General features: G+C 69.3%; 22 protein-coding genes. 13 read left to right on the plus strand and 9 right to left on the minus strand.

Annotated elements, in window-relative coordinates; all coding sequences use genetic code 11:
* Positions 1-414 precede the first annotated feature (414 nt).
* The 3 genes from IEY88_RS02390 (at position 415) to IEY88_RS02400 (ending at position 2,974) form a co-directional block, all read left to right on the plus strand.
* A complete protein-coding gene (locus tag IEY88_RS02390) occupies positions 415-1,677 on the plus strand; it encodes a sensor histidine kinase (protein WP_229693018.1) in 1,263 nt (420 codons plus the stop codon).
* Positions 1,674-2,321, plus strand: a complete 648-nt coding sequence (locus IEY88_RS02395) for a response regulator (protein ID WP_189152875.1) — start codon at positions 1,674-1,676, stop codon at positions 2,319-2,321. The genes IEY88_RS02390 and IEY88_RS02395 overlap by 4 nt, the downstream gene beginning before the upstream one ends.
* A gap of 101 nt (positions 2,322-2,422) precedes the next feature.
* Entirely contained in the window at positions 2,423-2,974 is a 552-nt protein-coding gene (locus IEY88_RS02400; protein ID WP_189152876.1) for a hypothetical protein, read from the plus strand.
* On the opposite strand, the gene IEY88_RS02405 is transcribed toward IEY88_RS02400, so the two are convergent.
* Genes IEY88_RS02405 through IEY88_RS02415 form a run of 3 tightly spaced genes read right to left on the minus strand, consistent with a single transcriptional unit; the run spans position 2,928 to position 4,804 of the window.
* Positions 2,928-3,494 (minus strand): GNAT family N-acetyltransferase, encoded by a 567-nt coding sequence (locus IEY88_RS02405; RefSeq protein ID WP_189152877.1) that lies wholly within the window; start codon positions 3,492-3,494, stop codon positions 2,928-2,930. The two genes, IEY88_RS02400 and IEY88_RS02405, sit on opposite strands and share 47 nt — an antisense overlap.
* Positions 3,495-3,503: 9 nt before the next feature.
* Positions 3,504-3,857: a VOC family protein gene (locus tag IEY88_RS02410; protein ID WP_189152878.1), complete on the minus strand. Its 354-nt coding sequence runs from the start codon at positions 3,855-3,857 to the stop codon at positions 3,504-3,506.
* The gene (locus tag IEY88_RS02415) at positions 3,833-4,804 is read right to left on the minus strand and encodes a sigma-70 family RNA polymerase sigma factor (RefSeq protein ID WP_229693019.1); all 972 of its coding nucleotides are present in this window, start codon (positions 4,802-4,804) and stop codon (positions 3,833-3,835) included. The genes IEY88_RS02410 and IEY88_RS02415 overlap by 25 nt, the downstream gene beginning before the upstream one ends.
* Before the next feature lie 56 nt (positions 4,805-4,860).
* Between IEY88_RS02415 and IEY88_RS02420 the strand changes: the two genes are divergently transcribed.
* Entirely contained in the window at positions 4,861-5,451 is a 591-nt protein-coding gene (locus IEY88_RS02420; protein WP_189152879.1) for a maleylpyruvate isomerase family mycothiol-dependent enzyme, read from the plus strand.
* Here the strand turns inward: IEY88_RS02420 and IEY88_RS02425 are convergent.
* Positions 5,444-5,887, minus strand: coding sequence for a MarR family winged helix-turn-helix transcriptional regulator (locus IEY88_RS02425; protein WP_229693020.1), 444 nt, complete (start codon positions 5,885-5,887; stop codon positions 5,444-5,446). The two genes, IEY88_RS02420 and IEY88_RS02425, sit on opposite strands and share 8 nt — an antisense overlap.
* Positions 5,888-5,942: 55 nt before the next feature.
* Here IEY88_RS02425 and IEY88_RS02430 point away from each other — a divergent pair, with 55 nt between their 5' ends.
* Positions 5,943-7,916 (plus strand): MMPL family transporter, encoded by a 1,974-nt coding sequence (locus IEY88_RS02430; protein WP_189152880.1) that lies wholly within the window; start codon positions 5,943-5,945, stop codon positions 7,914-7,916.
* A 15-nt stretch (positions 7,917-7,931) separates the two neighbouring features.
* Entirely contained in the window at positions 7,932-9,035 is a 1,104-nt protein-coding gene (locus IEY88_RS02435) for a winged helix DNA-binding domain-containing protein (protein ID WP_189152881.1), read from the plus strand.
* A gap of 15 nt (positions 9,036-9,050) precedes the next feature.
* On the opposite strand, the gene IEY88_RS44000 is transcribed toward IEY88_RS02435, so the two are convergent.
* Complete coding sequence (locus tag IEY88_RS44000) at positions 9,051-9,641, minus strand: PASTA domain-containing protein (RefSeq protein ID WP_229693021.1); 591 nt, start codon at positions 9,639-9,641, stop codon at positions 9,051-9,053.
* Between the two features lie 77 nt (positions 9,642-9,718).
* On the minus strand, positions 9,719-10,561 hold the full coding sequence (locus IEY88_RS02445; protein ID WP_189152882.1) for a helix-turn-helix transcriptional regulator: 843 nt from the start codon (positions 10,559-10,561) through the stop codon (positions 9,719-9,721).
* A 102-nt stretch (positions 10,562-10,663) separates the two neighbouring features.
* Here IEY88_RS02445 and IEY88_RS02450 point away from each other — a divergent pair, with 102 nt between their 5' ends.
* Positions 10,664-11,503: an alpha/beta hydrolase gene (locus IEY88_RS02450; RefSeq protein WP_189152883.1), complete on the plus strand. Its 840-nt coding sequence runs from the start codon at positions 10,664-10,666 to the stop codon at positions 11,501-11,503.
* On the opposite strand, the gene IEY88_RS02455 is transcribed toward IEY88_RS02450, so the two are convergent.
* From IEY88_RS02455 to IEY88_RS02465, 3 genes are all read right to left on the minus strand, one after another.
* A complete protein-coding gene (locus IEY88_RS02455) occupies positions 11,500-13,017 on the minus strand; it encodes a tetratricopeptide repeat protein (RefSeq protein ID WP_189152884.1) in 1,518 nt (505 codons plus the stop codon). The genes IEY88_RS02450 and IEY88_RS02455 overlap by 4 nt on opposite strands.
* A 13-nt stretch (positions 13,018-13,030) precedes the next feature.
* Positions 13,031-13,735 carry a hypothetical protein gene (locus IEY88_RS02460; RefSeq protein ID WP_189152885.1) on the minus strand — a complete coding sequence of 235 codons (705 nt, stop codon included), beginning with the start codon at positions 13,733-13,735 and terminating at the stop codon, positions 13,031-13,033.
* Between the two features lie 67 nt (positions 13,736-13,802).
* The gene (locus IEY88_RS02465) at positions 13,803-14,414 is read right to left on the minus strand and encodes a nucleoside/nucleotide kinase family protein (protein WP_189152886.1); all 612 of its coding nucleotides are present in this window, start codon (positions 14,412-14,414) and stop codon (positions 13,803-13,805) included.
* 273 nt (positions 14,415-14,687) lie between these two features.
* Here IEY88_RS02465 and kdpF point away from each other — a divergent pair, with 273 nt between their 5' ends.
* Genes kdpF through IEY88_RS02495 form a run of 6 tightly spaced genes read left to right on the plus strand, consistent with a single transcriptional unit; the run spans position 14,688 to position 22,031 of the window.
* Positions 14,688-14,786, plus strand: coding sequence for a K(+)-transporting ATPase subunit F (gene kdpF / locus IEY88_RS02470; RefSeq protein WP_189152887.1), 99 nt, complete (start codon positions 14,688-14,690; stop codon positions 14,784-14,786).
* Positions 14,786-16,408 carry a potassium-transporting ATPase subunit KdpA gene (gene kdpA, locus IEY88_RS02475; protein WP_189152888.1) on the plus strand — a complete coding sequence of 541 codons (1,623 nt, stop codon included), beginning with the start codon at positions 14,786-14,788 and terminating at the stop codon, positions 16,406-16,408. Before kdpF ends, kdpA begins: the two co-directional genes overlap by 1 nt.
* Positions 16,405-18,354 carry a potassium-transporting ATPase subunit KdpB gene (gene kdpB / locus IEY88_RS02480; RefSeq protein ID WP_189152889.1) on the plus strand — a complete coding sequence of 650 codons (1,950 nt, stop codon included), beginning with the start codon at positions 16,405-16,407 and terminating at the stop codon, positions 18,352-18,354. Before kdpA ends, kdpB begins: the two co-directional genes overlap by 4 nt.
* Complete coding sequence (locus IEY88_RS02485) at positions 18,354-18,881, plus strand: potassium-transporting ATPase subunit C (protein WP_189152890.1); 528 nt, start codon at positions 18,354-18,356, stop codon at positions 18,879-18,881. Before kdpB ends, IEY88_RS02485 begins: the two co-directional genes overlap by 1 nt.
* Entirely contained in the window at positions 18,859-21,357 is a 2,499-nt protein-coding gene (locus tag IEY88_RS02490; RefSeq protein ID WP_229693022.1) for a DUF4118 domain-containing protein, read from the plus strand. The genes IEY88_RS02485 and IEY88_RS02490 overlap by 23 nt, the downstream gene beginning before the upstream one ends.
* Entirely contained in the window at positions 21,354-22,031 is a 678-nt protein-coding gene (locus tag IEY88_RS02495; RefSeq protein WP_189152891.1) for a response regulator, read from the plus strand. The genes IEY88_RS02490 and IEY88_RS02495 overlap by 4 nt, the downstream gene beginning before the upstream one ends.
* Positions 22,032-22,059 lie beyond the last annotated feature (28 nt).

Consider the following 22,059-nt stretch of genomic DNA (forward strand, 5'->3'; position numbering starts at 1 on the left):
AGCCAGCCGTGAGGAAGCCGACCAGCCGTGAGGAAGCCGGCGAGCCGTGAGGCGATGCCGGGCGGCCCATACCGCGGGACCGGCGGGCGCGAGACGTCCGCGAACAGCAGGGCGCAGTAGGTGGCGAGCAGGTCCACGCTGTCGTCCGTGTGCTGTGGTCCGCGTGGAGGTGCGAGATCCAGATCGCGTCCAGGCCCTCCAGACGGGTGTGGCGTTGCAGCGGGCCGAGCGTGCCGGTGCCCGCGTCCATCCACACGCGAGTGCCGCGGTGGGAGACCAGGTAGCCCGAGCACGGGTAGTCCGCGCTCGGGCACGTTGTCAGCGCTCGAGTACGGGGTCGCGCAGCCGAGCACGGTCAGGCTGACGCCCATCGGTCCACCGCAGATCACCTGGCGTGGCAGGTACCTTGATCGCGTGGGAGAGCCCGTGTGGAACGAGTGGCGGCGGCCCGGACCGACCCCCGCGCAACGGCGTCGTGACGTCGGCATCGCCGTGATCGTGCTGCTGTGCGCGATCGAGGTCACGACGCTGGTCAACAGCACGGGTGCCTACGTCTTCCAGAACCCGCCCGGGCTGGGCGAGCAGGTGCTCTGGATGGTCGCCCTGTCCGCGCCGCTGGTGGTGCGCCGCCGCTACCCGCTCGCCGTCATGCTCGTGGTGTCCGCGCTGTTCATCGCCGCGCAGCTCAACCAGGCCGCCGACACCCTGCCGCCGTCCGCGATCCTGTTCCTCGCGATCTACACCGTCGGCGCGTGGGAGCGGAACCGCCGTGTGGCGCGGTGGTCGCGCATCGGTGTGATTGGCGCGATGTTCCTGTGGCTCGGGTTTAGTCTCGTGCGCGCGTTGCTCGGGCCCAAGGGTGATTTCAAGGATGCCGCCGGGCCGATGGACCCGGTGCTCGCGTCCGTCCTCTACGGACTCGAGTTCAACATCTTTTTCTTCCTCTTCGCGTACGTGGTGGGGGAGATGGCGTGGTCGGGCGCGCGACGCCGGGCGCAGTTGAGGTTCCAGGCCGAGGAGCTCGAGCGGTCGCAGGAACAGAACACCCGCGGTGCCATCGCCGCTGAACGCATGCGCATCGCCCGCGACCTGCACGACGTCGTGGCGCACCACGTGTCCGTGATGGGCATTCAGGCCGGTGCCGCGCGCCGGGTCCTCGACTCCGATCCCGAGATGGCCCGCGACGCGTTGCAGACCGTCGAGCAGACCGCCCGCACCGCGATCAGCGAACTGCGCGGCCTGCTGGGGGTGCTGCGCGCGGACGCGGACAGCGATCTGAAGGCCGCGCCTGGTCTCGACGACCTGCCGGAACTGTTCGACAACGCACGCGCTGCCGGACTGGACGTCTCGCACGGCGTGTACGGCGACGTGCGCGAGGTGCCGCCCGGTGTCGCGTTGTCGGCTTATCGGGTCGTGCAGGAAGCACTCACGAACGTGGTGAAGCACGCCGACGCGCAACACGTCGATGTCCGCATGCGTTACCTGGACAGCGCGCTGGAGTTGGAGATCGCCGACGACGGCCGTGGACGTGCCGTGTCCACCAACCCGGGCTTCGGCCTTGTCGGGATGCGAGAGAGGTTGGCCGTGCACGGCGGTTCGCTGGAGGCTGGCCCACGGCGTGACGCGGGCTATCTGGTCCGTGCGTCGCTGCCGACCGTGGTGGAGGAGAAGGCGTGAGCTTGCGAGTCGTGCTGGCCGATGACCAGGACCTGGTCCGTGCCGGCTTCCGGGTCATCCTCGGCACCGAGCCCGGCATCGAGGTGGTCGGCGAGGCCGGCGACGGCGCCCAGGCGGTCGAACTCGTCGCCGAGCTACGCCCCGACGTCGTCCTGATGGACGTCCAGATGCCCCGCATGGACGGCCTGGAAGCCACCCGTCACATCCTTTCCGCGGATCACGGCACCCGAGTCGTCATCCTGACCACGTTCGACCGCGAGGACTACCTCTTCGAGGCCTTGCAGGCGGGTGCGAGCGGCTTCCTGCTCAAGAACGCCTCCCCGGAAGACCTCGTGGAGTCCGTGCGGGTTGTCGCGCGCGGGGACGCGTTGCTGTCGCCGGAGGTCACACGGCGCGTGATCGCGCGTTTCAGCACGGCGCCGAGGGAACGCACGAGGCCGCCGGAACTCACGGACCGTGAGTTCGAGGTGCTGGTCGAACTCGCCAAGGGTGCGTCGAACGCGGAGATCGCCGCGACGTTGTTCCTGGGAGAGACCACGGTGAAGACGCACGTCTCACGCGTGCTCACGAAGCTCGGTCTGCGCGACCGCACACATGCCGTGGTGTTCGCCTACGAGAGAGGCATTGTCACGCCCGGAGGTTAGGCCGTACGCAAACTGACGTACGCGAGATCAGAGCGTGAGCGGATGATGCACCCGCTCGTGGTGACGAGAGTAGGGCGCGTCACCACGAGAGAGGGAGAGCGATGGTCACCACCAGCAAGCTCAGCGGACGCACCCGCAAGGCCGTGCTGCTCGTGCACGTCCTGTCGGCGGCGGCGTGGCTCGGCATCGACCTCGCACTGGGGATCCTCGTCGTCGTCGCACTGTCCACTGAGGACGTGAGCACCGCGGGCGTGGCGATCCAGGCGGTCGACCTCTTCGCGATCTGGCCGATGTTCGGCGCCAGCGTCGTCTGCATGGTCTCCGGTGTCGTGCTCGGCCTCGGCAGCAAGTACGGCCTCGTGAGGTACTGGTGGGTCGCGACGAAGCTCGTCATGAACGTCGGCATGTCGCTGCTGATCGCGTTCGCGCTCAGGCCGGGCGTCCGCGAGGCGGCCGGGATCGGCAGGCGGATGCTGAACGGCGACCCGGCTGCGGTGATCCCGTCCGGCATCCTGCACCCCGTCGTGGTCGCGCCGACGCTGCTGCTGTTCGCCTACGTCCTGTCGGTGTTCAAGCCGTGGGGCCGGATCCGGGCGGCTGGCCGCGTCACAGGTCCACCCGCATCACGAAGCGCCGCTTTGTCGGGTGTGTGACCTGCACGAACCCGGCCTCCTCGAACACCTGCCACGCACCGACGTGCAATTCGCCCCACGTCACGGTCTTGGCGGGATCGGCGACCATCGGATACGCCTCCACGGCACGGGCTCCGTGCGACCGGGCGTGTTCGACGGTCGCCACCGCCAGCTCGTACGTGAGACCCTGCCGCCGGAAACCCTTGCGCACCACGAAACACGTCACGGCCCACACGCCGTCGTCGTCCTTGTCCTCGGAACGCCCCTTCCACGGGATGGGCATGCCCAGCAGCTTCGCGTAGCCGGTCCGCGGCTCGACCGCCACCCACCCGGCGGGCTGACCGTCCACATAGGCCACCAGCCCGCTACCCCGGGCGGACTGCTCCGAGTGCGCCGCGACGCGTTCGTCCTGCGTCGAGTCGCGCCAGATCCAGCCCTTCACCTTGTACCGCTGGCAGTGGCACTTCGAGGGCTCGGAGCTGTCGAAGATCGCCTCGACGTCCTCCCACGGCACCTCGCTCGACGGCACGATCCGGATCACCGGACCAGACTAGAGCTCCTGGGTGAGGTTCACCGGGTTTCCGTCCGGGTCGAGGACGTGCGCGACCCGCTGGCCCCACGGCATGTCGTTCGACGGTCCCCGCACACGGCCTCCCGCACCCTCGACCAGCGGCAACAGCGCGTCGACGTCGGCCACGTCGATGCTAAGCACGATGCGCGACGGCGCCGACAGGTCGGCGGGCTGGGCGACGAGCCCCAGTTCCGCGTCGCCGATCTTCAACATCCGGTAGAACACCGGACCGTCCGGCGGGTACGAGCGCACCTCGCTCGCCCCGAGGACCTGCTCGTAGAACGCCTGCACCCGGTCGATGTCCGGGGTCACGATGATGGGCTGGATCGCCATGGTTCCTCCTGGTCGTCCACAGAGGTACGGGCCGTCCGCCCGAAACTCATCGGTGACCCGAACAACGGCAGCAGCTCCTCGACGTTCAAGAAAGTCGTGTTGCCCGTGACCAGCCCATCCCGCACGTCGAGGAACACGAGCCCGAACGGCCGGTCCATCCCGGGCCGCATCTGCCAGTACGCGGGCGATCCGTTCGCCCGCACCGGCACCAGCCACGCACCGGCACAGGAGGCGTTCGGATCGCTCAACGCCACCGAGATCGGCCCGCGCCCGCGCAGCCACCAGCTGAACGGCGGCATCGACATCGTGGCGTCCTCGTGCAGCAAAGCCACCAAGGTCGTCACGTCGTGCCGTTCGAACGCCTCGCAGTACCTGCTCAGCAACGACTTCTGCACGGGATCGGCAGGATCCAGCGGCGAGCCGACGTCCGCCACCCGCAGCGTCGCCCGCGCCCGTTGCAACGCGCTGTTCGCCGCCGCCACCGAGATGTCCAGCAGCGCGGCGACCTCGGAAGCCTGCCACGCCAGCACGTCACGAAGGATCAGCACGGCTCGCTGGCGCGCGGGAAGGTGTTGCAACGCCGCCACGAACGCCAGCCGGACGGTCTCCCGGCGGATCGCCTGGTCCTCCGGCAACACCATCGCGTCGGGCACGGGCTGCACGAAGACCCGTTCCGTCAGCGGTGCGCCGATCTCCCCACCTGCCGGACCCAGGTCGACGGGCAGGGCACGGCGCTGGGCGCTGCGCTGCATGTCGATGCATATGTTCGTGGCGATGCGGTAGAGCCACGTCCGCAGCGACGCACGCGCGGAGTCGTAGCCGTCGAAGGCTTTCCACGCCCGCACGAGTGTTTCCTGCACGGCGTCCTCGGCCTCGGACCCGGAGCCGAGCATGCGGTAGCAGTAGCCGGTCAGCTCGACCCTGAACGGCTCCAGCGTCTCGATCACGCCCAGGACCCTACGCGGACCGATGAGTTCCCGTCGGCCGGCACGTACATCAGGGCATGACCGAAGACATCCGTGCCGCGGTGGCGGCGGAACGGCGTGACCAGGCAGTACTTCTGAGCACGCTCACCGGGAGGCAGTGGGGTGCGCCGAGCCTGTGTGAGGGCTGGACCGTCAAGCACGTCGTCGCCCACACGACGCTGCCGTACCGCTCGTCGGGCAGGCGGGTGATCTGGGAGATCCTCAAGTCGGCCGGCCGCTTCAACCACGCCTCCGACCGCATGGCCCGCGAGGACGCCCGACTTCCGGCCCGCGAACTGCTCGACGCGCTGAAGAACAACATCGACCACCCGTGGACGCCACCCGGCGGCGGACCGGCCGGCGCGCTCTCCCACGACGTGATCCACGGCCTCGACATCACTGTCGCACTCGGACTCGACCGAGTCGTCCCGCACGAACGACTCAGGCTCGTGCTCGACGGCATGAAACCCAGCAACGTCAAGTACTTCGGCGCGGACCTCGACGGCAAGCGCCTCGAGGCCACCGACCTGGACTGGACGTTCGGAGAGGGCAGGCCGGTGCGGGGACAGGCCCAGGACCTGTTGCTGCTGGTCTGCGGACGGACGCTGCCGCCGGGCAGGCTCAGCTGACCTCTTCGCGCACCTTCGTCGTCGCCTCGATCGTGGCCGCGAGGAAACGCGCGACGACCTGACGTTCCTCGGCGCTCATCCGCCCCCACGCCGCGGCGTAACCCCGCGCCAGCGGCTGGAAGAACGTCGAGGCCAGCGCCGTCGCCGCGGAGAGCACCCTGAGCTCGACGCGGCGGCGGTCGTCCGGATCGCGCTCCCGCACGACGTGACCGGCCCTTTCCAGGCGGTCCAGGACGGACGTCGTGGCCGACGCGCTGAGGTTCAGGGCCTTCGCCAGCGTGCCGGGTGTCATGGGAGCCGTCATGATGAGGTTCAGCGCTGTCATGTCCGTGGGATGCAACTCGTGGGCAGCGCTGAAGATCTCCAGGAACCGGTTCGACTCCATCACCAGCGCCCGCAGCATCATGCTCAGGTCGTAGTCGGTTGCATCGCTCACGATCACAGCTTACTGTTTCGACCATCGAAACGTTCGGCGATCGAAGGAATGTCTGATGCGCGTGCTTGCCGGGGTCCTGCTCGTCGTCTGGCTGGCCCTGGGCGGCTTCACCGGGCCGTACGCGGGCAAGCTCTCGGAGGTGGCGGAGAACGACAACAGCGCGTTCCTCCCCAACTCGGCCGAGTCCACACAGGTCGCCGAGCTGCAGAAGAAGTTCCAACAGGAGAACGTGATCCCCGCGATCGTCGTGGTGGAACGCTCCGGCGGACTGACCCCGGAGGACCGGAAGTACCTCGCCGACGAGGTCGCGGGCTTCAAGGCGTCCCCGGTGATCCCTGCGCAGGACGGTGAGGCCGCGCAGGCCATCGTGCTGCTCGACCCGGCGAAGGACGTCAAGGACGCGGTCTTCGAACTCCGCGACGGCACGCGCGGCGCTCCGCAAGGGCTGACGGTGCTGGTCACGGGCCCGGCCGCGCAGGTCGCGGACCTCGTCGAGGCGTTCGGCGGGATCGACGGGCTGCTGCTGCTCGTGGCAGGTGGCGTGGTCGCGCTGATCCTGCTCGTGGTCTACCGGAGTCCGCTGCTGCCTCTCGTCGTGCTGGTGTCGGCGGTGTTCGCGCTCGGCCTGGCCAGCTTCGTGGTCTACCTGCTCGCGAAGAACGACGTCCTCGCGCTGAACGGCCAGAGCCAGGGCATCCTGTCGATCCTGGTGGTCGGCGCCGCGACGGACTACGCGTTGCTGCTCGTGTCGAGGTACCGCGAGGAGCTGCGCGACACCGAGGACAAGATCGCCGCCGTCAAGACGGCCTGGCGCGGCACGATCGAACCGATCGCGGCCTCGGCGGGCACGGTCATCCTCGGCCTGCTGTGCCTGCTGTTCAGTGACCTCGACTCGAACAAGGGCCTCGGCCCGGTCGCCGCCATCGGCATCGCCGCAGCCCTGATCACGACGATGACGTTCCTGCCCGCGACGCTCGCGCTGCTGGGCCGCGGCGCCTTCTGGCCGTTCGCGCCGAAGTTCGGCTCGCAGCACCCCGAGACAAGCGGGTTGTGGGGCCGCGTCGCGACGCTCGTGCGCCGCAAGCCCCGCGCGATCTGGATCGTCACGACGCTCGTGCTGCTCGCCGGCGCGGCGTTCCTGCCGCAGCTCAAGGCATCCGGCACGGCGCAGTCCGACGTGTTCCTGACGCCGGTCGAGTCCGTGGCGGGCCAGGAGCTGCTGTCGCGGCACTTCCCCGGCGGCACCGGATCGCCGACCGTGATCATCGCTTCTGAAGGCTCGACCGACGAGGTCGTGCGGAAGGCCGAGGTGGACGGTGTCGCGGACGTGCGGCCGTCCGGCACGGCCGACGGGCTCGTGCGGATCGAGGCCACGCTGAAGGACGCGCCGGACTCCGACGCGGCGGTGGCGACGGTCGAGCGTCTGCGCGCGGCCGTCGACGGGATCGACGGCACCAAGGTCGGCGGACCCACGGCGACGTTGCTCGACACCAGGACGACGTCCGAGCACGACCGGACGCTCATCATCCCGATCGTGCTGCTGGTGATCTTCCTGATCCTGACGGTGCTGCTGCGCTCCCTGCTGGCGCCGTTGCTGCTGATCGGGACCGTCGTGCTGTCGTTCGCGGCCACGATGGGCGTGTCGGCGCTGGTGTTCAACCACGTCTTCGACTTCCCGGGCGCCGATCCCGTGGTGCCGCTGTTCGGGTTCGTGTTCCTCGTGGCGCTGGGCATCGACTACAACATCTTCCTGATGACCAGAGTCCGGGAGGAGACGCGGGAGCTCGGCACGGTCGAGGGCACGTTGCGCGGTCTCAGCCTGACCGGTGGCGTGATCACGTCGGCGGGTGTGGTGCTGGCGGCGACGTTCGCGGCACTGGCCGTGCTGCCGATCCTGTTCCTGACGCAGATCGCGTTCATCGTGGCGTTCGGTGTCCTGCTCGACACGCTGCTGGTGCGGTCGTTGCTCGTGCCGGCGTTGTCGGTGCACATCGGCGGGCGAATCTGGTGGCCGTCGAAGCTGCGGTGAGCCAGGATTCCAGGCATGACCTTCACGGCACGTCAGCTCAACCGCGCCACGCTCGACCGGCAGATGCTGCTGCGGCGCGAACCGGTCGGCCTGCTGACCGCCGTGGACCGGGTCGTGGCGATCCAGGCACAGGAACCCGCGTCGCCCTACATCGCGCTGTGGAACCGGGTCGAGGGCTTCGACCCGGCTGAGCTGGACGAGGCGTTCGTGAGCGGGGTGGTCCGCAAGGCATCGCTGATGCGGATCACCCTGCACGCCGTGACATCGGCGGACCACGGCGTGTTCCACCACGCGATGCTGCCCGCGTTAAGGGCGTCACGGCTGTACGACAAGCGGTTCAAGGCCATGGACGTCACGATCGAGCAGGTCGACGCACTGCTGGAGCACCTGCTCGAATTCGCCGCGACACCTCGGCAGAAAGCCGAGATCGAGGAACTGCTGCACTCGCACGTCGGTGACGTGGGCGACCCCGGTGTCTGGTGGGCGTTGCGGACGTACGGCGGGCTCGTGCACGCGCCGACGGGCGGGCCGTGGTCGTTCGGGCTTCGTCCGTCCTATCAGGCCGTGGTGACCGAACCTCGTGAACGGCTGGCCGCTGTCGCCGGGATGCTGCGGCGGTACCTCTGCGGGTTCGGTCCGGCGACCGTGCTCGACATGAACCAGTTCAGCATGTTGCCGCGCACCACGATCCGGGAAGCGCTGGTGTTGCTGGACTTGGTCGAGGACGGTGGGTTCTACGACGTTCCCGATCGGACGATCCCGGACGAAGACACCCCGGCACCGCCGCGGCTGATGGCCATGTGGGACAGCACGTTGCTCGCCTACGCCGACCGCAGCCGGATCATTCCGAACGAATACCGCAAGCTCGTCATCCGCAACAACGGTGACACCCTGCCCACCCTCCTCGTGGACGGGTACGTGGCCGGTGTGTGGCGGCCGACCGCGGATGGCGGGGTGGAGGCGACTGCTTTTCACGCCCTGGACGAGGAGCAGTGGGCCGGGTTGGCGGGGGAGGCGGAGGCGTTGCGCAAGCTCCTCGGCGACCGGGAGCCGCAGGTGTACAAGCGTTATGCGCGGTGGTGGAGCGGCCTTCCGGCCCACGAGGTTCGCGTGGTGTGACGGTCGCCTCGACGACTACTCGCCGATCTTCTTGGCGGACAACGTGATCGTGGTGCCGCAGTCGATGACCGAGCCGGCCGCGGCGCTCTGTGCGGTGGTCTTCCAGTTGCGGTCGTAGACGAGCATGCGGCCCTGTCCGGTCGCGTCCTCTTCCCGGAGCAGGAACAGGCCGGCGGCCTGCATGGTGTCCTGAGCGCTTTGGTGGACCATGCCGACGACGGCGGGCACCGTGCAGGTCTTCACCACCGGGACGACGGGCGCGGCGGCGGGAGCCGGAGGCGCCGAGGTGGTCACGGCAGGGGGAGGCGGGGGCGTGGACTGCTCGGGGGTCGGCACCGTGGTCGTCGGCGCTGTGGACGTGGGCACCGTGGACGTGGGGACCGTGGTCGTCGGCACCTCGCTGGTGGCGGTGTCGATGACGGCGACGTTCTTGGAGGGCGGCGGTCCGACGATGGTGCCCAGGATGCTCAGGAACAGGAACCCACCGGCGATCGCGGCCACGATCCACGGCCACTTCTTGCGCTTCTGGGCGGGCTGCGGCGGTTGCGCGGGGTGACCGAACTGGGGGTGTCCGTAGGGCTGCTGCGGCGGCGGGACGTGCGACATCGGTTCTCCTGCAACGAAAAGGTGGAGGCCGCCGACGCGGCCGAACACCCCGACTGTCGTAACCTGCTGTCACCGCGTTACCGGTGTACCTCCAATGGAGTAACGCTGCCCTGCGCCGACAGCAGGAGGAAGCGCAGGCCCTCACGCGAGGCCTCGTCCGTCGCGGTGTACGCGACGAGCAGCTGGTCCGGATGAGTGTCCACAGTGAACTGCTGGACGTCGAGCACCAGCGTGCCCGCCACCGGGTGGTGGTAGGTCTTGACGAGCTGGCGCGGCCCGCGCACCTGGTGCGTCGCCCACCAGTTCCGGAAGTCCGGGTCCTTCACGCTCAACTCGCCGACCAGCGAGGCCAACGCCGTGTCGTGCGGTGCGCGACCGGCCTCCATCCGAAGCACCGCAACGCATTCCTGCGCCGAGCGCTTCCAGTCGCCGTAGAGAGCGCGAAACGCCGGTTCGAGGAACGTCAGCCGGATCAAGTTGCGTTCCGGCGCGGGCAAAGCCCCGAAGTCGGTCAGCAGCGCGGACGCACCGCGGTTCCACGCGAGGACGTCCATGCGGCGGTGCAGGACCATCGCCGGGATGTCCGGCATGCCGTCCAGCAGCTGCTGCAACCGCGCGGCGACCTCGGGCGCGGCCTGCTGCCGGGCCGGGGCCACGTCCGCGACCCGGAACAGGTAGTCGCGCTCGTCCGGAGCCAGCCGCAGCGCGTCCGCCAGCGCGTCGAGAACGGTGCGGGAGACCCGTTGCGTGCGGCCCTGTTCCAGCCGGACGACGTAGTCGACGCTCACGTGGGCGAGCTGGGCCAGTTCCTCGCGGCGCAGGCCCGGGACGCGGCGCTGCCGGCCGTCGTCGGGGAAGCCCGCGTGCCTCGGGTCCAGCGCGGCGCGGCGGGTGCGGAGGAACTCGCCCAGTTCGGTCATGTCCCCAGTGTCCGGGTTCCCGGTGGCGCGTGCCTGGTACTGCTGTGCATAGGCTGGGCTGTCCCTGGTTGGCGGGGGCGCCTCCGGACGACCGTGGTGGTCATGGACAACGTGACCTTCCCCAGCAACGGACTCGAGATCGCCGGCCACCTGTACCGGCCGGACGGTGCTCCTCGTGGAGCGATCGTCGTGGGACACCCCGGCACCGGCGTGAAGGAGCAGACGGCGGGGGAGTACGCCCGCCTGCTCGCCGAGCAGGGCTTCCTGGCGCTTGCGTTCGACGCGGCCTACCAGGGCGAGAGCGCGGGACTGCCGCGTGGGCTGGAGGACCCGGCGCAACGGGTCGAGGACATCCGGGCCGCCGTGACGTTCCTCGGCGAGGAACGCGTGGGTGTGCTCGGGATCTGCGCCTCCGGTGGCTACGGCCTGGCCGCCGCCGGAACCGATCCGCGGATCAGGGCGATCGCCACCGTGAGCCTCGCCGACATCGCCCGCCAGTTCCGGTTCGGCGCGGACGGCACCCAGGACCCCGCTGTCCTGCAAGGCCTGCTGGCTCAGGGACAGGAGGGGAGCTTCCCGCTGTTCCCGGAGACCGGGGAGCAGGCCCGTGCCGGTGGACCGCACGCCTTCGAAGGCTGGGAGTACTACCGCACGCCCCGAGGTGAGCACCCGCGTTCGGCGAAGACGTTGACCTGGAACAGCGTCGGGCGGATCGCCGCGTTCGACGCGCTGCGGACGGTCGGCCTGATCGCGCCGCGGCCGCTGCTGCTGGTGGCCGGACGTGAGGCGGTGACGTCGTGGATGAGCGTCGAGGCCTTCCAGAAAGCGGGGCAGGGCAAGGAGTTCCACTGGGTCGACGGCGCCACGCACGTCGACCTGTACGACAGGTACGTGCCGCAGGTCAGCAAAAGGGTCGCGGAGTTCTTCGCGGCGAACCTCTAGATCCGGGCCGCCACCGAACGCGCGTGGTCCAGTTCCCGTTGGTAGCGGCCGGGGTTGTGGGCGGCGAGTTCCTCGTACATCGCGAGGGACTCGGTGATCGCGGCCTCGGCCTCGGCGCGTTCGGATCGGAGAGTGCGGATCACGGCGTGGTCGGTGAGCGCGTCGGCCAAGAGATAGGCGTGCTCGTACGCGTCTTCCGCGTGTTGCTCCCGGTAAAAGGCGACCACTTGCGACGATGACTCCAGCGCGACGTCGAGCGAGCCCGCGTGAGCAGAGGCGAGAGCGAAAGTGTTGCGCGCCAGTGCCTTTCCGTCCTCGGTCTGGTTCAGCTCGACGCCTTTCGCGGCCGCCTCCGCCGCTTCGGCGTGGGCACGCCGCGAGATCAGGAGACTGGCCCGGTTGTTCAAGGCCCTCGCGAGCTCCTTGCGGCCGAGGTTGCGGTCGTCGTGTTTGGTCGCGAGGGCAATGGCCTCGTCACTGGCGGCGAGCGACTCGTCCAGCTTGCCGACGTCGTGCAGCCTGCTGCCCAGGCTGACCAGGGCGACCGCGAGCCGCAGCTCGGCCTTCACGACCACGGCCCGGCGTTCGGTGGTCGCGAGCATCGCGCGGTAGCGGTCCACCGACTCCTGGGCGGCCTCCACCGCCTCGGCGAAGAGGCCCAGGTCGAGCATCCGGTTGCCGTGGTTGTGCAGCCCTCCGGCGAGGTCGGAGAGCGACAGCTGGTCGCCTTCCGCCTCCGCGTGCCTGCGCAGCACGGCCACGGCCTCGTCCGCCGACACGCGGGCCTCCTCCAACCTGCCCAGCCGCAGCTGCAGGAAGAAGAGTTCCTCGAACGCCTCGTGGCAGTTGATGTTGCGTCCTGTGCCGGGACGGTCGCGCCAGAACACCGCGCTCAACGCGGTGAGCTCCGCAGCCCGTTCGTAGGAGCCGATCTTCGCGAGACGATGCGCGTACTCCAGCCACGCGTGGGCGAGTTGGTAGCCCGGCAGCTCGTGCGGCACCAGTTCCTGACCGTCCAGCTCGGCGACGGCCTGACGGGCGTTCTCGGCGGCTTCGGCTTGCCTGCCGAGCCGTCCCAGGAGGTTGGTGACCCAGTACCTGGCCGTGTTGGCGATCCCCGTGCTGCGGTGGCCCGGCACGGCCAGGCTCAACGCCAGTGGCAGTTCCTCCTGCACGACCTCCAGCGCTTCCTCGTACCGCTCCTGGCGCATGAGGTTGTCGCGCATCGAGGTCAGCACGACCCGCAGCTTCTCCTGGTCGCCGAACTCCCGGCGGAACTCGAGCACCTCGTGGTGCGTCCGCAGCGCGAAGTCGTCCCACCCGGCTTCCTCGAAGTACTCCGCGAGCTCCACCAGGTGGTGCACCAGAGCGTCCGGCGCCGGCCACTCCTCCCGAGGCTCGGCCCGCAGTTCCTCGACGTGCGGCCACACGTAGCCCAGCATCTTCACGGGATCCGGGTGGCCGGTCCTGGCCGGGCGGTGCCACGTCTCGCCGCGCGTCACTGGCTTGATCACGCGTGAGTGGATATCACGCGGGGCGGACCTCCGGGACGACCTTCGCCACATTCTCCTCCGATGCAACGGAAGCGAGGCGTTGCGCCATCGTCCCGCCCGCGGGAGTCCCTGCGGGAGAAGGCACCTTGCCCAGCAGGTACCCGGCGTGGCTCACGCCGAGCAGCACCAGGAACGCGTCGGAGAACGCGGGCAGCCCGGCGATGCCGGCAGGGACGTCCACGGCTTTCAAAGCAGAGACGGCCTGCGCCACGTAGATCAGCACGAGCAGCACGGTGATCACGAAATTCTGGAACTTGGCCAGGTCGATCGACTTGCCCGCCGACGTGCCCTCCTCGGCCGTGAGCATCTCCCAGAACGACCCGCCCTCGGCACCGAGCGGGTACGCCGCCACCGACTCCGGCCGGCTCGTGCTCTTCGCGACCTTGATGCCCGCCGCCACGACCCCGGACCCGACGGAGATGCCCAGCAGCCACAGCACCTGCTGCGGGATCTGGAACCCGGCCACGTCGACCTGCCCGGCCGCGAACCGGCCGAACGCCATGCCGCTGATCAGCGAGAGCAGCACGACCGTCCACACCATCACCTGCACGCGCGACAGGCTGTAGCGGCCGCGCGCGTCCCGCAGCACGTTCTGCGCGCCGAGACGGCTGGGGACCACCACCGCGAGCAGCACGATGACGAGAGCGGACACGACCCAAGCCCAGAACGTGGTCGCCATGGAGGCCTCCTCGTTACGCCGTTCGGACGCTGTGGCCATTACGTCGTCGCGAGGTCACCTGGCGTTATCACGCGGGGTAACGATTCGGGGGTCGATGTGCGTTGTGGTCGACCACCAAATCCGCCCGCCCGGCCGGGTCGCACCGCGCCAGGTACAGCCGCTGGCCCTCGACGTACCGCCGGTTGCGGGGATCGTCCGGATCGGACGGGCTGCCGTCCCGCACGGCCATGCGCGCCACCGACACCTCGAAGTCCACGTCCAGGAACACCGAGAAGTCCCAACGCCCCACGAGCTCGTCGCGGTGCAGGAAGATCCCGTCCACCAGCAGGAGCGCGTCCGGTGACGCGATCTCGGCAGGCGGGTCGACGTACTCGTCGGTCTCCAGGTCGTGGCTCGCGCGCCGGAACGGCCGCCCTCCGGCGAACGGCGTCAGCAGGTGGCCGGTGAACCGTTCGTAGTCGTAGCTGTCCAGGAAGAAACCCTCGGGTGAGGTCCGTCCGCGCTGCCACCGGATCGCACGCGGGTGGTGGAAGTCGTCCACCGACGCGCGCACGACCTCCCGGCCCCGCGCCCGCAGAACTCGGGCGAGCTCGTCGCAGAACGTCGTCTTGCCTGCGCCGTCCACCCCGTCGACCGCGACCAGGCCTCGGGCGGGGAGCGACTCGACGATGTTCAGCATCCGGGCACGATTTCACAGATCGTGACCGCGCTAGGCCCTATCGGATGAGACCCAGGTCTCCCAGGCCTCAAGAACGCGTAAAAGCCGGACCTCGGCCCGTAAGGACGTTGTCAGGCACCCCCTGATCAGGCTTTTCCTGCTGCACGCTTCCGGGCGTCATCAAGAAAACCTTGTCGTTGAAGGGAGCGGCGTCATGGCCGACCTGGCCTACGCGTTGCTGCTGATCGGGAGTTTCGTCGTGCTGGGCCTGACGGTGCGTGGACTGGAGAAGTTGTGAGCACGGGACTGATCGCGAACGCCGTCGCCGGCGTGATCGCACTCGGGCTGATCGTCTACCTGTTCATCGCCCTCGTCAGGCCGGAGAAGTTCTGATGTCACCTCTCGTGGCCGGCCTCCTGCAGGTCGGCATCCTCCTCACGGCCCTGGCGGTCGTGTACCGGCCCCTCGGCGACCACATGGCCCGCGTGTTCAGCGCCCAGGGCCACTTACGAGTCGAGCGGGCCATCTACCGCTTCGCCCGCATCAACCCCGACGCCGAACAGAAGTGGAGCACCTACGCGTACGGCGTGCTGGGCTTCTCCTTCGTCAGCATCGTGTTCCTGTACGTCCTCCAGCGCGTCCAGAGCGTGCTGCCGTGGAACTTCGACCGCGGCAACGTCTCCGAAGGCATGGCGTTCAACACGGCGATCAGCTTCGTGGCCAACACGAACTGGCAGTCGTACGTGCCGGAAGCCGTCATGGGCCACACGGTCCAGATGGTCGGCCTGACCGTGCAGAACTTCGTGTCGGCCGCGGTCGGACTGGCGGTCGCCGTGGCGCTCGTCCGCGGGTTCGTGCGGCACCAGACCGACCGGCTGGGCAACTTCTGGGTCGACCTCGTCCGCGGCACGATCCGGATCCTGCTGCCGATCGCGTTCATCGGCGCGATCGTGCTGATCGCGTTCGGCGTGACGATGTCGCTGAAGTCCGGTGTGGACGTCGACGGCCAGGTCGTCGCGAACGCGCCCGTTGCCAGCCAGGAGGTCATCAAGGAGCTCGGCACCAACGGTGGCGGTGTCCTCAACGCGAACTCCGCCCACCCGTTCGAGAACCCGAACGAGTGGACGAACCTGATCGAGATCTTCCTGATCCTGGTCATCCCGGTCTCGCTGACCCGCACGTTCGGCCGGCTCGTCGGCAACCCCAAGCAGGGTCACGTCCTGCTCGGCGTCATGGGCGTCATCTGGACGGCCATGCTCGCGGTGATCTGGACCGCCGAGGCGAACGGCATCAGGCCGTTGGAGGGCAAGGAACTCCGCTTCGGCATCCCCGGCAGCGCGATCTTCGCGGACGCCACCACCGGCACGTCGACGGGCGCGGTCAACTCGCTGCACGACAGCTACACCGGCCTCGGCGGCGGTGCGACGTTGCTGAACATGCTGTTCGGCGAGATGACACCGGGCGGTGTCGGCACCGGCCTCTACAGCATCCTCGTGATGGCGATCATCGCGATGTTCCTGGCCGGGCTCATGGTCGGCCGCACACCCGAGTACCTCGGCAAGAAGCTGGGGCGCAAGGAGGTCACGGCCGCCGCGGTCTCGATCCTCGCGATGCCGACCGTGCTGCTGATCGGCGCGGGAATCGCCGCGATCCTGCCGAGCACGCAGGGAGCGCTGAACAACCCCGGCGAGCACGGCCTGTCCGAGATCCTCTACGCCTACGCGTCGGCGTCGAACAACAACGGGTCGGCCTTCGCCGGCATCACGGTGACGAACGACTGGTTCCAGTCGTCGCTCGGCCTGTGCATGCTGTTCGGCCGGTTCGTCCCGATCGTCGCGGTGCTCGCGCTCGCCGGATCCCTTGCGGCGCAGAAGAAGGTGCCGGTCACGGCGGGCACGCTACCGACCACCGGCCCGTTGTTCGCGACGCTGCTGACCGGCTCGATCGTGCTGGTCGCCGCGCTGACGTTCGTTCCCGCTCTCGCTCTCGGTCCCATCGCGGAGGCACTGCTGTGACCACGAAACCCGGTCTCGCGGCCGCTCTTCCCGAGGCCCTGAAGAAGCTGGACCCGCGGCACCAGCTGCGCAGTCCCGTCATGTTCGTCGTGTGGGTGGGCTCGCTGCTCGTCACGGTGTTCGCGGTGACCGAACCGAGCGTGTTCACGATCGCCGTCGCGGCGTGGCTGTGGTTCACCGTGCTGTTCGCGAACCTCGCCGAGGCCGTCGCGGAGGGACGTGGCAAGGCGCAGGCGGACTCGCTCAGGAAGACCAAGAAGGACGCCGTCGCCCGGCTCGTCAACGGCGACGTCGTCCCCGGCACCGAGCTGAAGATCGGTGACCTGGTCGTCGTCGAGGCGGGGGAGGTGATCCCCGGTGACGGTGACGTCGTCGAAGGCATCGCGACCGTCGACGAGTCGGCGATCACCGGTGAGTCCGCGCCCGTCATCCGCGAGTCCGGCGGTGACCGTTGTGCCGTCACGGGTGGCACGACCGTGCTGTCGGACCGGATCGTCGTCCGGATCACGACCAAGCCTGGTGAGTCCTTCGTAGACCGCATGATCGCGTTGGTCGAGGGCGCGGAACGGCAGAAGACGCCGAACGAGATCGCGCTGACGATCCTGCTGTCGACGCTGACGATCATCTTCCTGCTGGCCGTCGTGGCGCTGCAGCCGTTCGCGATCTACTCCGGCGGCGAGCAGTCGGTGGTCGTGCTGACGGCGTTGCTGGTGTGCCTGATCCCGACGACGATCGGCGCGCTGCTGTCCGCCATCGGCATCGCGGGCATGGACCGGCTGGTGCAGCGCAACGTGCTGGCGACCTCGGGCAAGGCGGTCGAGGCCGCCGGTGACATCGACACGTTGCTGCTCGACAAGACCGGCACGATCACCTGGGGCAACCGGCGCGCGACCGAGTTCATCCCGGTCGGCCCGACCTCCGACGAGGAACTGGTCGCGGCCGCGCGGCTGGCGAGCCTCGCCGACGACACCCCGGAAGGCCGCAGCATCCTGGAACTGGCCGGGGGCGAGCCCGCCAGTGAGCACGAGAAGACCGGCGAGTTCGTGCCGTTCACGGCACAGACCCGCATGTCCGGCATCGACCTCGGTGAGCGCAGCATCCGCAAGGGCGCGGCGTCGGCGTTCGAACTGACCGACACCGCCCGCGAGATCGTGGACGAGATCAGCGCGCAGGGCGGTACGCCTCTGGTGGTGGCCGAGAACGGCCGCGTGCTCGGCATCATCCGCCTCTCGGACGTCGTGAAGCCCGGCATGAAGGAACGCTTCGCCGAGCTGCGCGCGATGGGCATCCGCACGGTCATGGTCACGGGCGACAACCCGTTGACCGCCAAGGCCATCGCCGAGGAGGCGGGCGTCGACGACTTCCTCGCGGAGGCCAAGCCCGAGGACAAGATGGCCCTGATCCGCAAGGAGCAGGAGGGCGGGCGGCTGGTCGCGATGACCGGTGACGGCACGAACGACGCCCCGGCGCTGGCCCAGGCGGACGTCGGTGTCGCGATGAACACGGGCACGTCGGCCGCGAAGGAGGCCGGCAACATGGTCGACCTCGACTCGGACCCGACCAAGCTCATCGAGATCGTGGAGATCGGCAAGCAGCTGCTGATCACGCGCGGTGCGCTGACGACGTTCTCCGTGGCGAACGACCTCGCGAAGTACTTCGCGATCCTGCCCGCCATGTTCGCGGCGATCTACCCGGCGCTGGACAAGCTCAACATCATGAATCTGGCCACGCCGCAGTCCGCGATCCTCTCAGCGGTGATCTTCAACGCCTTGGTCATCGTGGCGCTGATCCCGCTGGCGCTCAAGGGTGTGCGGTACCGGCCGTCCAGCGCGTCGGCGTTGTTGCGGCGCAACCTGCTGATCTACGGCCTGGGTGGCGTCGTGACGCCGTTCGCCGGGATCTGGCTGATCGACCTGCTCGTACGACTCATCCCCGGGATCGGCTGATGAACAACTTCCTGAAGCAGTCGTGGGCGGGGCTGCGGATCCTGCTCGCGCTCACGGTCCTCCTCGGCGTGCTCTACCCGTTGTCGGTCTGGGGCATCTCACGGATCCCCGGCCTGCACGCCAACGCCGAGGCCACCGGCACGACGCTCGTCGCCGTCGCACGCGAGGGAGACCAGTACTTCGTGCCACGTCCGTCCGCCGCGACGCTGCCCGCGTCCGGTGGCTCGAACAAGAGCGAGATCAACGAGGACTACACCAAGGTCGTCGCCGAGCGCAGGACGGAGATCGCGCGACGCGAGGGCGTGCCCGAGAACGAGGTCCCTCAGGACGCCGTCACGGCCTCCGCCTCCGGTCTCGACCCGCACATCAGCCCGGAGTACGCGGCGTTGCAGGTGCCCCGCGTGGCGCGCGCGTCCGGGCTGTCCGTGGAGGAGGTGCGCGAGCTGGTCGCCTCCGCCACTCACGGCACCTTCACCACCACCGTCAACGTGACTGCGCTGAACCGTGCCATCGACAGCGCCAGTTGACGGTCGCCGGGGTGAGCTGAGGATCTACCTCGGCGCCGCTCCCGGCGTCGGCAAGACCTTCGCCATGCTCGGCGAGGCCCACCGGCGCCGGGAGCGCGGCACGGAGGTGGTCGTCGGACTCGTGGAGACCCACGGCCGGGACAAGACCGCCTCCTTGCTCCAGGACCTGGAAGTGGTGCCGCGAAGGGTGTTGCGGCACCGCGACCTCGAAGTGTCCGAAATGGACGTCGACGCGATCCTGGCGCGCGGGCCCGAGGTCGCCGTCGTGGACGAGCTCGCGCACACCAACGCGCCGGGCTCGCGCAACGAGAAGCGGTGGCAGGACGTCGAGGAACTGCTCGAAGCGGGGATCGACGTCCTGTCCACGGTCAACGTCCAGCACCTGGAGTCGCTGAACGACGTCGTGGAGCGGATCACCGGTGTGCGGCAGCGGGAGACCGTGCCGGACGAGGTGGTCCGCCGCGCCGAGCAGGTGGAGCTGATCGACATCACCCCCGAGGCGTTGCGACGGCGGCTGGCCCACGGCAACGTGTACCCGGCGCACCGGATCGACGCCGCGCTGGGCAACTACTTCCGGCTCGGCAACCTGACGGCGTTGCGCGAGCTCGCGTTGCTGTGGGTGGCGGACCAGGTCGACGTCGCGTTGCAGCGCTACCGCAGCGAGAAGGAGATCACCGACACCTGGGAGACCAGGGAACGGGTCGTCGCGTCGATCACCGGAGGCCCGGAGAGCGAGACGTTGATCCGGCGGGCCCGCCGGATCGCGACGCGGGCGGGCGCGGAGCTCCTGGTGGTGCACGTGATGCGCGGCGACGGGCTGTCGGGTGTCACCCCCGAGCACATCGCCCGGTCGCGCAAGATCACCGAGGACGTCGGCGCGACGTTCCACTCGGTGGTCGGAGACGACGTGCCGACGGCGTTGCTGGAGTTCGCCCGCGGGGTCAACGCCACCCAACTCGTGCTGGGGACCTCCCGCAGGTCACGTATCGCGCGGGCGTTCGACGAGGGCATCGGCGCGGCCGTGGTGCAGGAGTCCGGCGCGATCGACGTGCACATGGTCACGCACGACGAGTCGCGGCGCGGCCTGCGGTGGAAGACCGGCGCGGACCCGCTGTCGTGGAAACGTCGCTGGCTCGGCTGGGTGCTCTCCCTCGTGCTGCCCGCCGCCGTCACCGTGCTGGGCATGCTGTGGCGCGACGAACTGGACTTCTCGACCGACCTGGTGGCGTTCCTGCTGGCCACGTGCGTGGTGGCGATCGCGGGCGGGCTCGGACCGGCGTTGTTCTGCGCCGTGGCCGGGGCCGGGTTGCTGAACTACTTCTTCACCGAGCCCTACTACAGCCTCGCGGTGCAGACGCCGGAGAACGTGATCACGCTGGCGGCCATGGTGATCGTCGCGATGGTGGTGGCGCTGACGGTCGACCGGGCGGCGCGGCTGGCGGAGCAGGGGGCGCGGGCGCGGACCGAGGCGGCGTTGCTCGCCTCCTACGCCCGCACGGTCCTGACGTCGCCCTACCCGCTGGCTCGGTTGCTGGAGAAGATCCGGGTCAACTTCGGCCTGGAGTCGGTGGTGCTGCTGGAACGCCGGGACGGGGCCTGGACGCGGGTGGAGTGCGCCGGGCGCGACCTCGGGCCGGAATCCGAGGTGACCGTCACGGCTGATGTTCGGTTGAAACTGAGCGGACGGGTGCTGCCCGCGAGTGACCAGCGGGTGCTGGAGACGGCGGCGGGCCAGACGTTCATGGCGCTGCGGCAGCAACGCATGGCCGCGGAAGCCCTGGGCGCGCAACGGAAAGCGGAGTCGGCCGAACTGCGCACCGCATTGCTGTCCGCTGTCGGCCACGACCTGCGCACGCCGCTGACGTCGATCAAGGCGGCCATCGGCAGCCTGCGCGACCCTTCGCTGCCCCTGTCCGAAGAGGACACGGCCGAGCTGATGGAGACGGTGGAGGAGTCCGCGGACCGGTTGACCGGCCTGGTGGACAACCTGCTCGACTCGTCACGGCTCGCGACCGGTTCGGTCGAACCGGTGCTGCGGCCGGTCGGCTACTACGAGGTCGTGGCGCGTGCTCTCGCCGGCACCGGGGGAGAAGTGTCGGTGCTGGTGGACGAGGACCTGCCGCCCGTGCTCGCGGACCTGGGCCTGCTGGAACGCGTGATCGCCAACGTGGTCGACAACGCCCTGCGGCACGGGCATCCGTCCCCGGTGGCGATCCGCGCGAGCCACCACGGGTCGTCCGTCGAGCTGCGGGTCGTCGACCACGGCCCCGGACTGCCGAAGAAGGCGGGGCACAAGGTGTTCGCGCCGTTCCAGCGCCTCGGCGACCGCTCCGCCACACCCGGCGTCGGGCTCGGCCTGAGCGTCGCGAAGGGCTTCACCGCCGCGATGGGCGGCGAGATCAGCGCCGAGGACACACCGGGCGGTGGCCTGACCGTGGTCATCTCGCTGCCCGCCTACGAAGAGAGTTCCGGATGACGTCAGTGCTGGTGGTCGACGACGAACCGCAGATCGTGCGCGCGTTGAGGATCAACCTCAGCGCGCGGGGCTACGACGTGATGACGGCCTACGACGGCAAGTCCGCTCTGGGCGTGGCCGTCGAGGGCAAACCGGACGTGGTCGTGCTCGACCTCGGCCTGCCCGACATCGACGGCGTGGAGGTGATCGCCGGTCTGCGCGGCTGGTCCTCGATCCCGATCATCGTGCTGTCCGCACGCACCGACTCGTCCGCCAAGGTCGAGGCCCTCGACGCGGGCGCCGACGACTACGTGACCAAGCCGTTCGGCATGGACGAGCTGCTGGCCCGCCTGCGCGCGGCCGTCCGTCGCAACGCGGCGCGCGAGGCGGGCGACCCGGTGGTCGAGACGTCGTCGTTCGTGGTCGACCTGGCGGTGAAGAAGGTGCGCAAGGACGGCCACGAGGTCCACCTGACGCCGACCGAGTGGGGCCTGGTCGAGATCCTGGCGCGCAACCCCGGCCGGCTCGTGTCGCAACGGCAGTTGCTGCAGGAGGTGTGGGGACCGATGCACGTCAACGAGTCGCAGTACCTGCGCGTCTACTTCGCCCAGCTGCGGCGCAAGCTGGAGGACGACCCGGCGCGCCCGCGCCACCTCATCACCGAGCCCGGGATGGGGTACCGCTTCGAGGTGTGAGGTTGACGCGGAGTCGTGAGAGCGCTTC

It is taken from the genome of Lentzea pudingi (genome assembly GCF_014646255.1).
GTDB lineage: Bacteria > Actinomycetota > Actinomycetes > Mycobacteriales > Pseudonocardiaceae > Lentzea > Lentzea pudingi.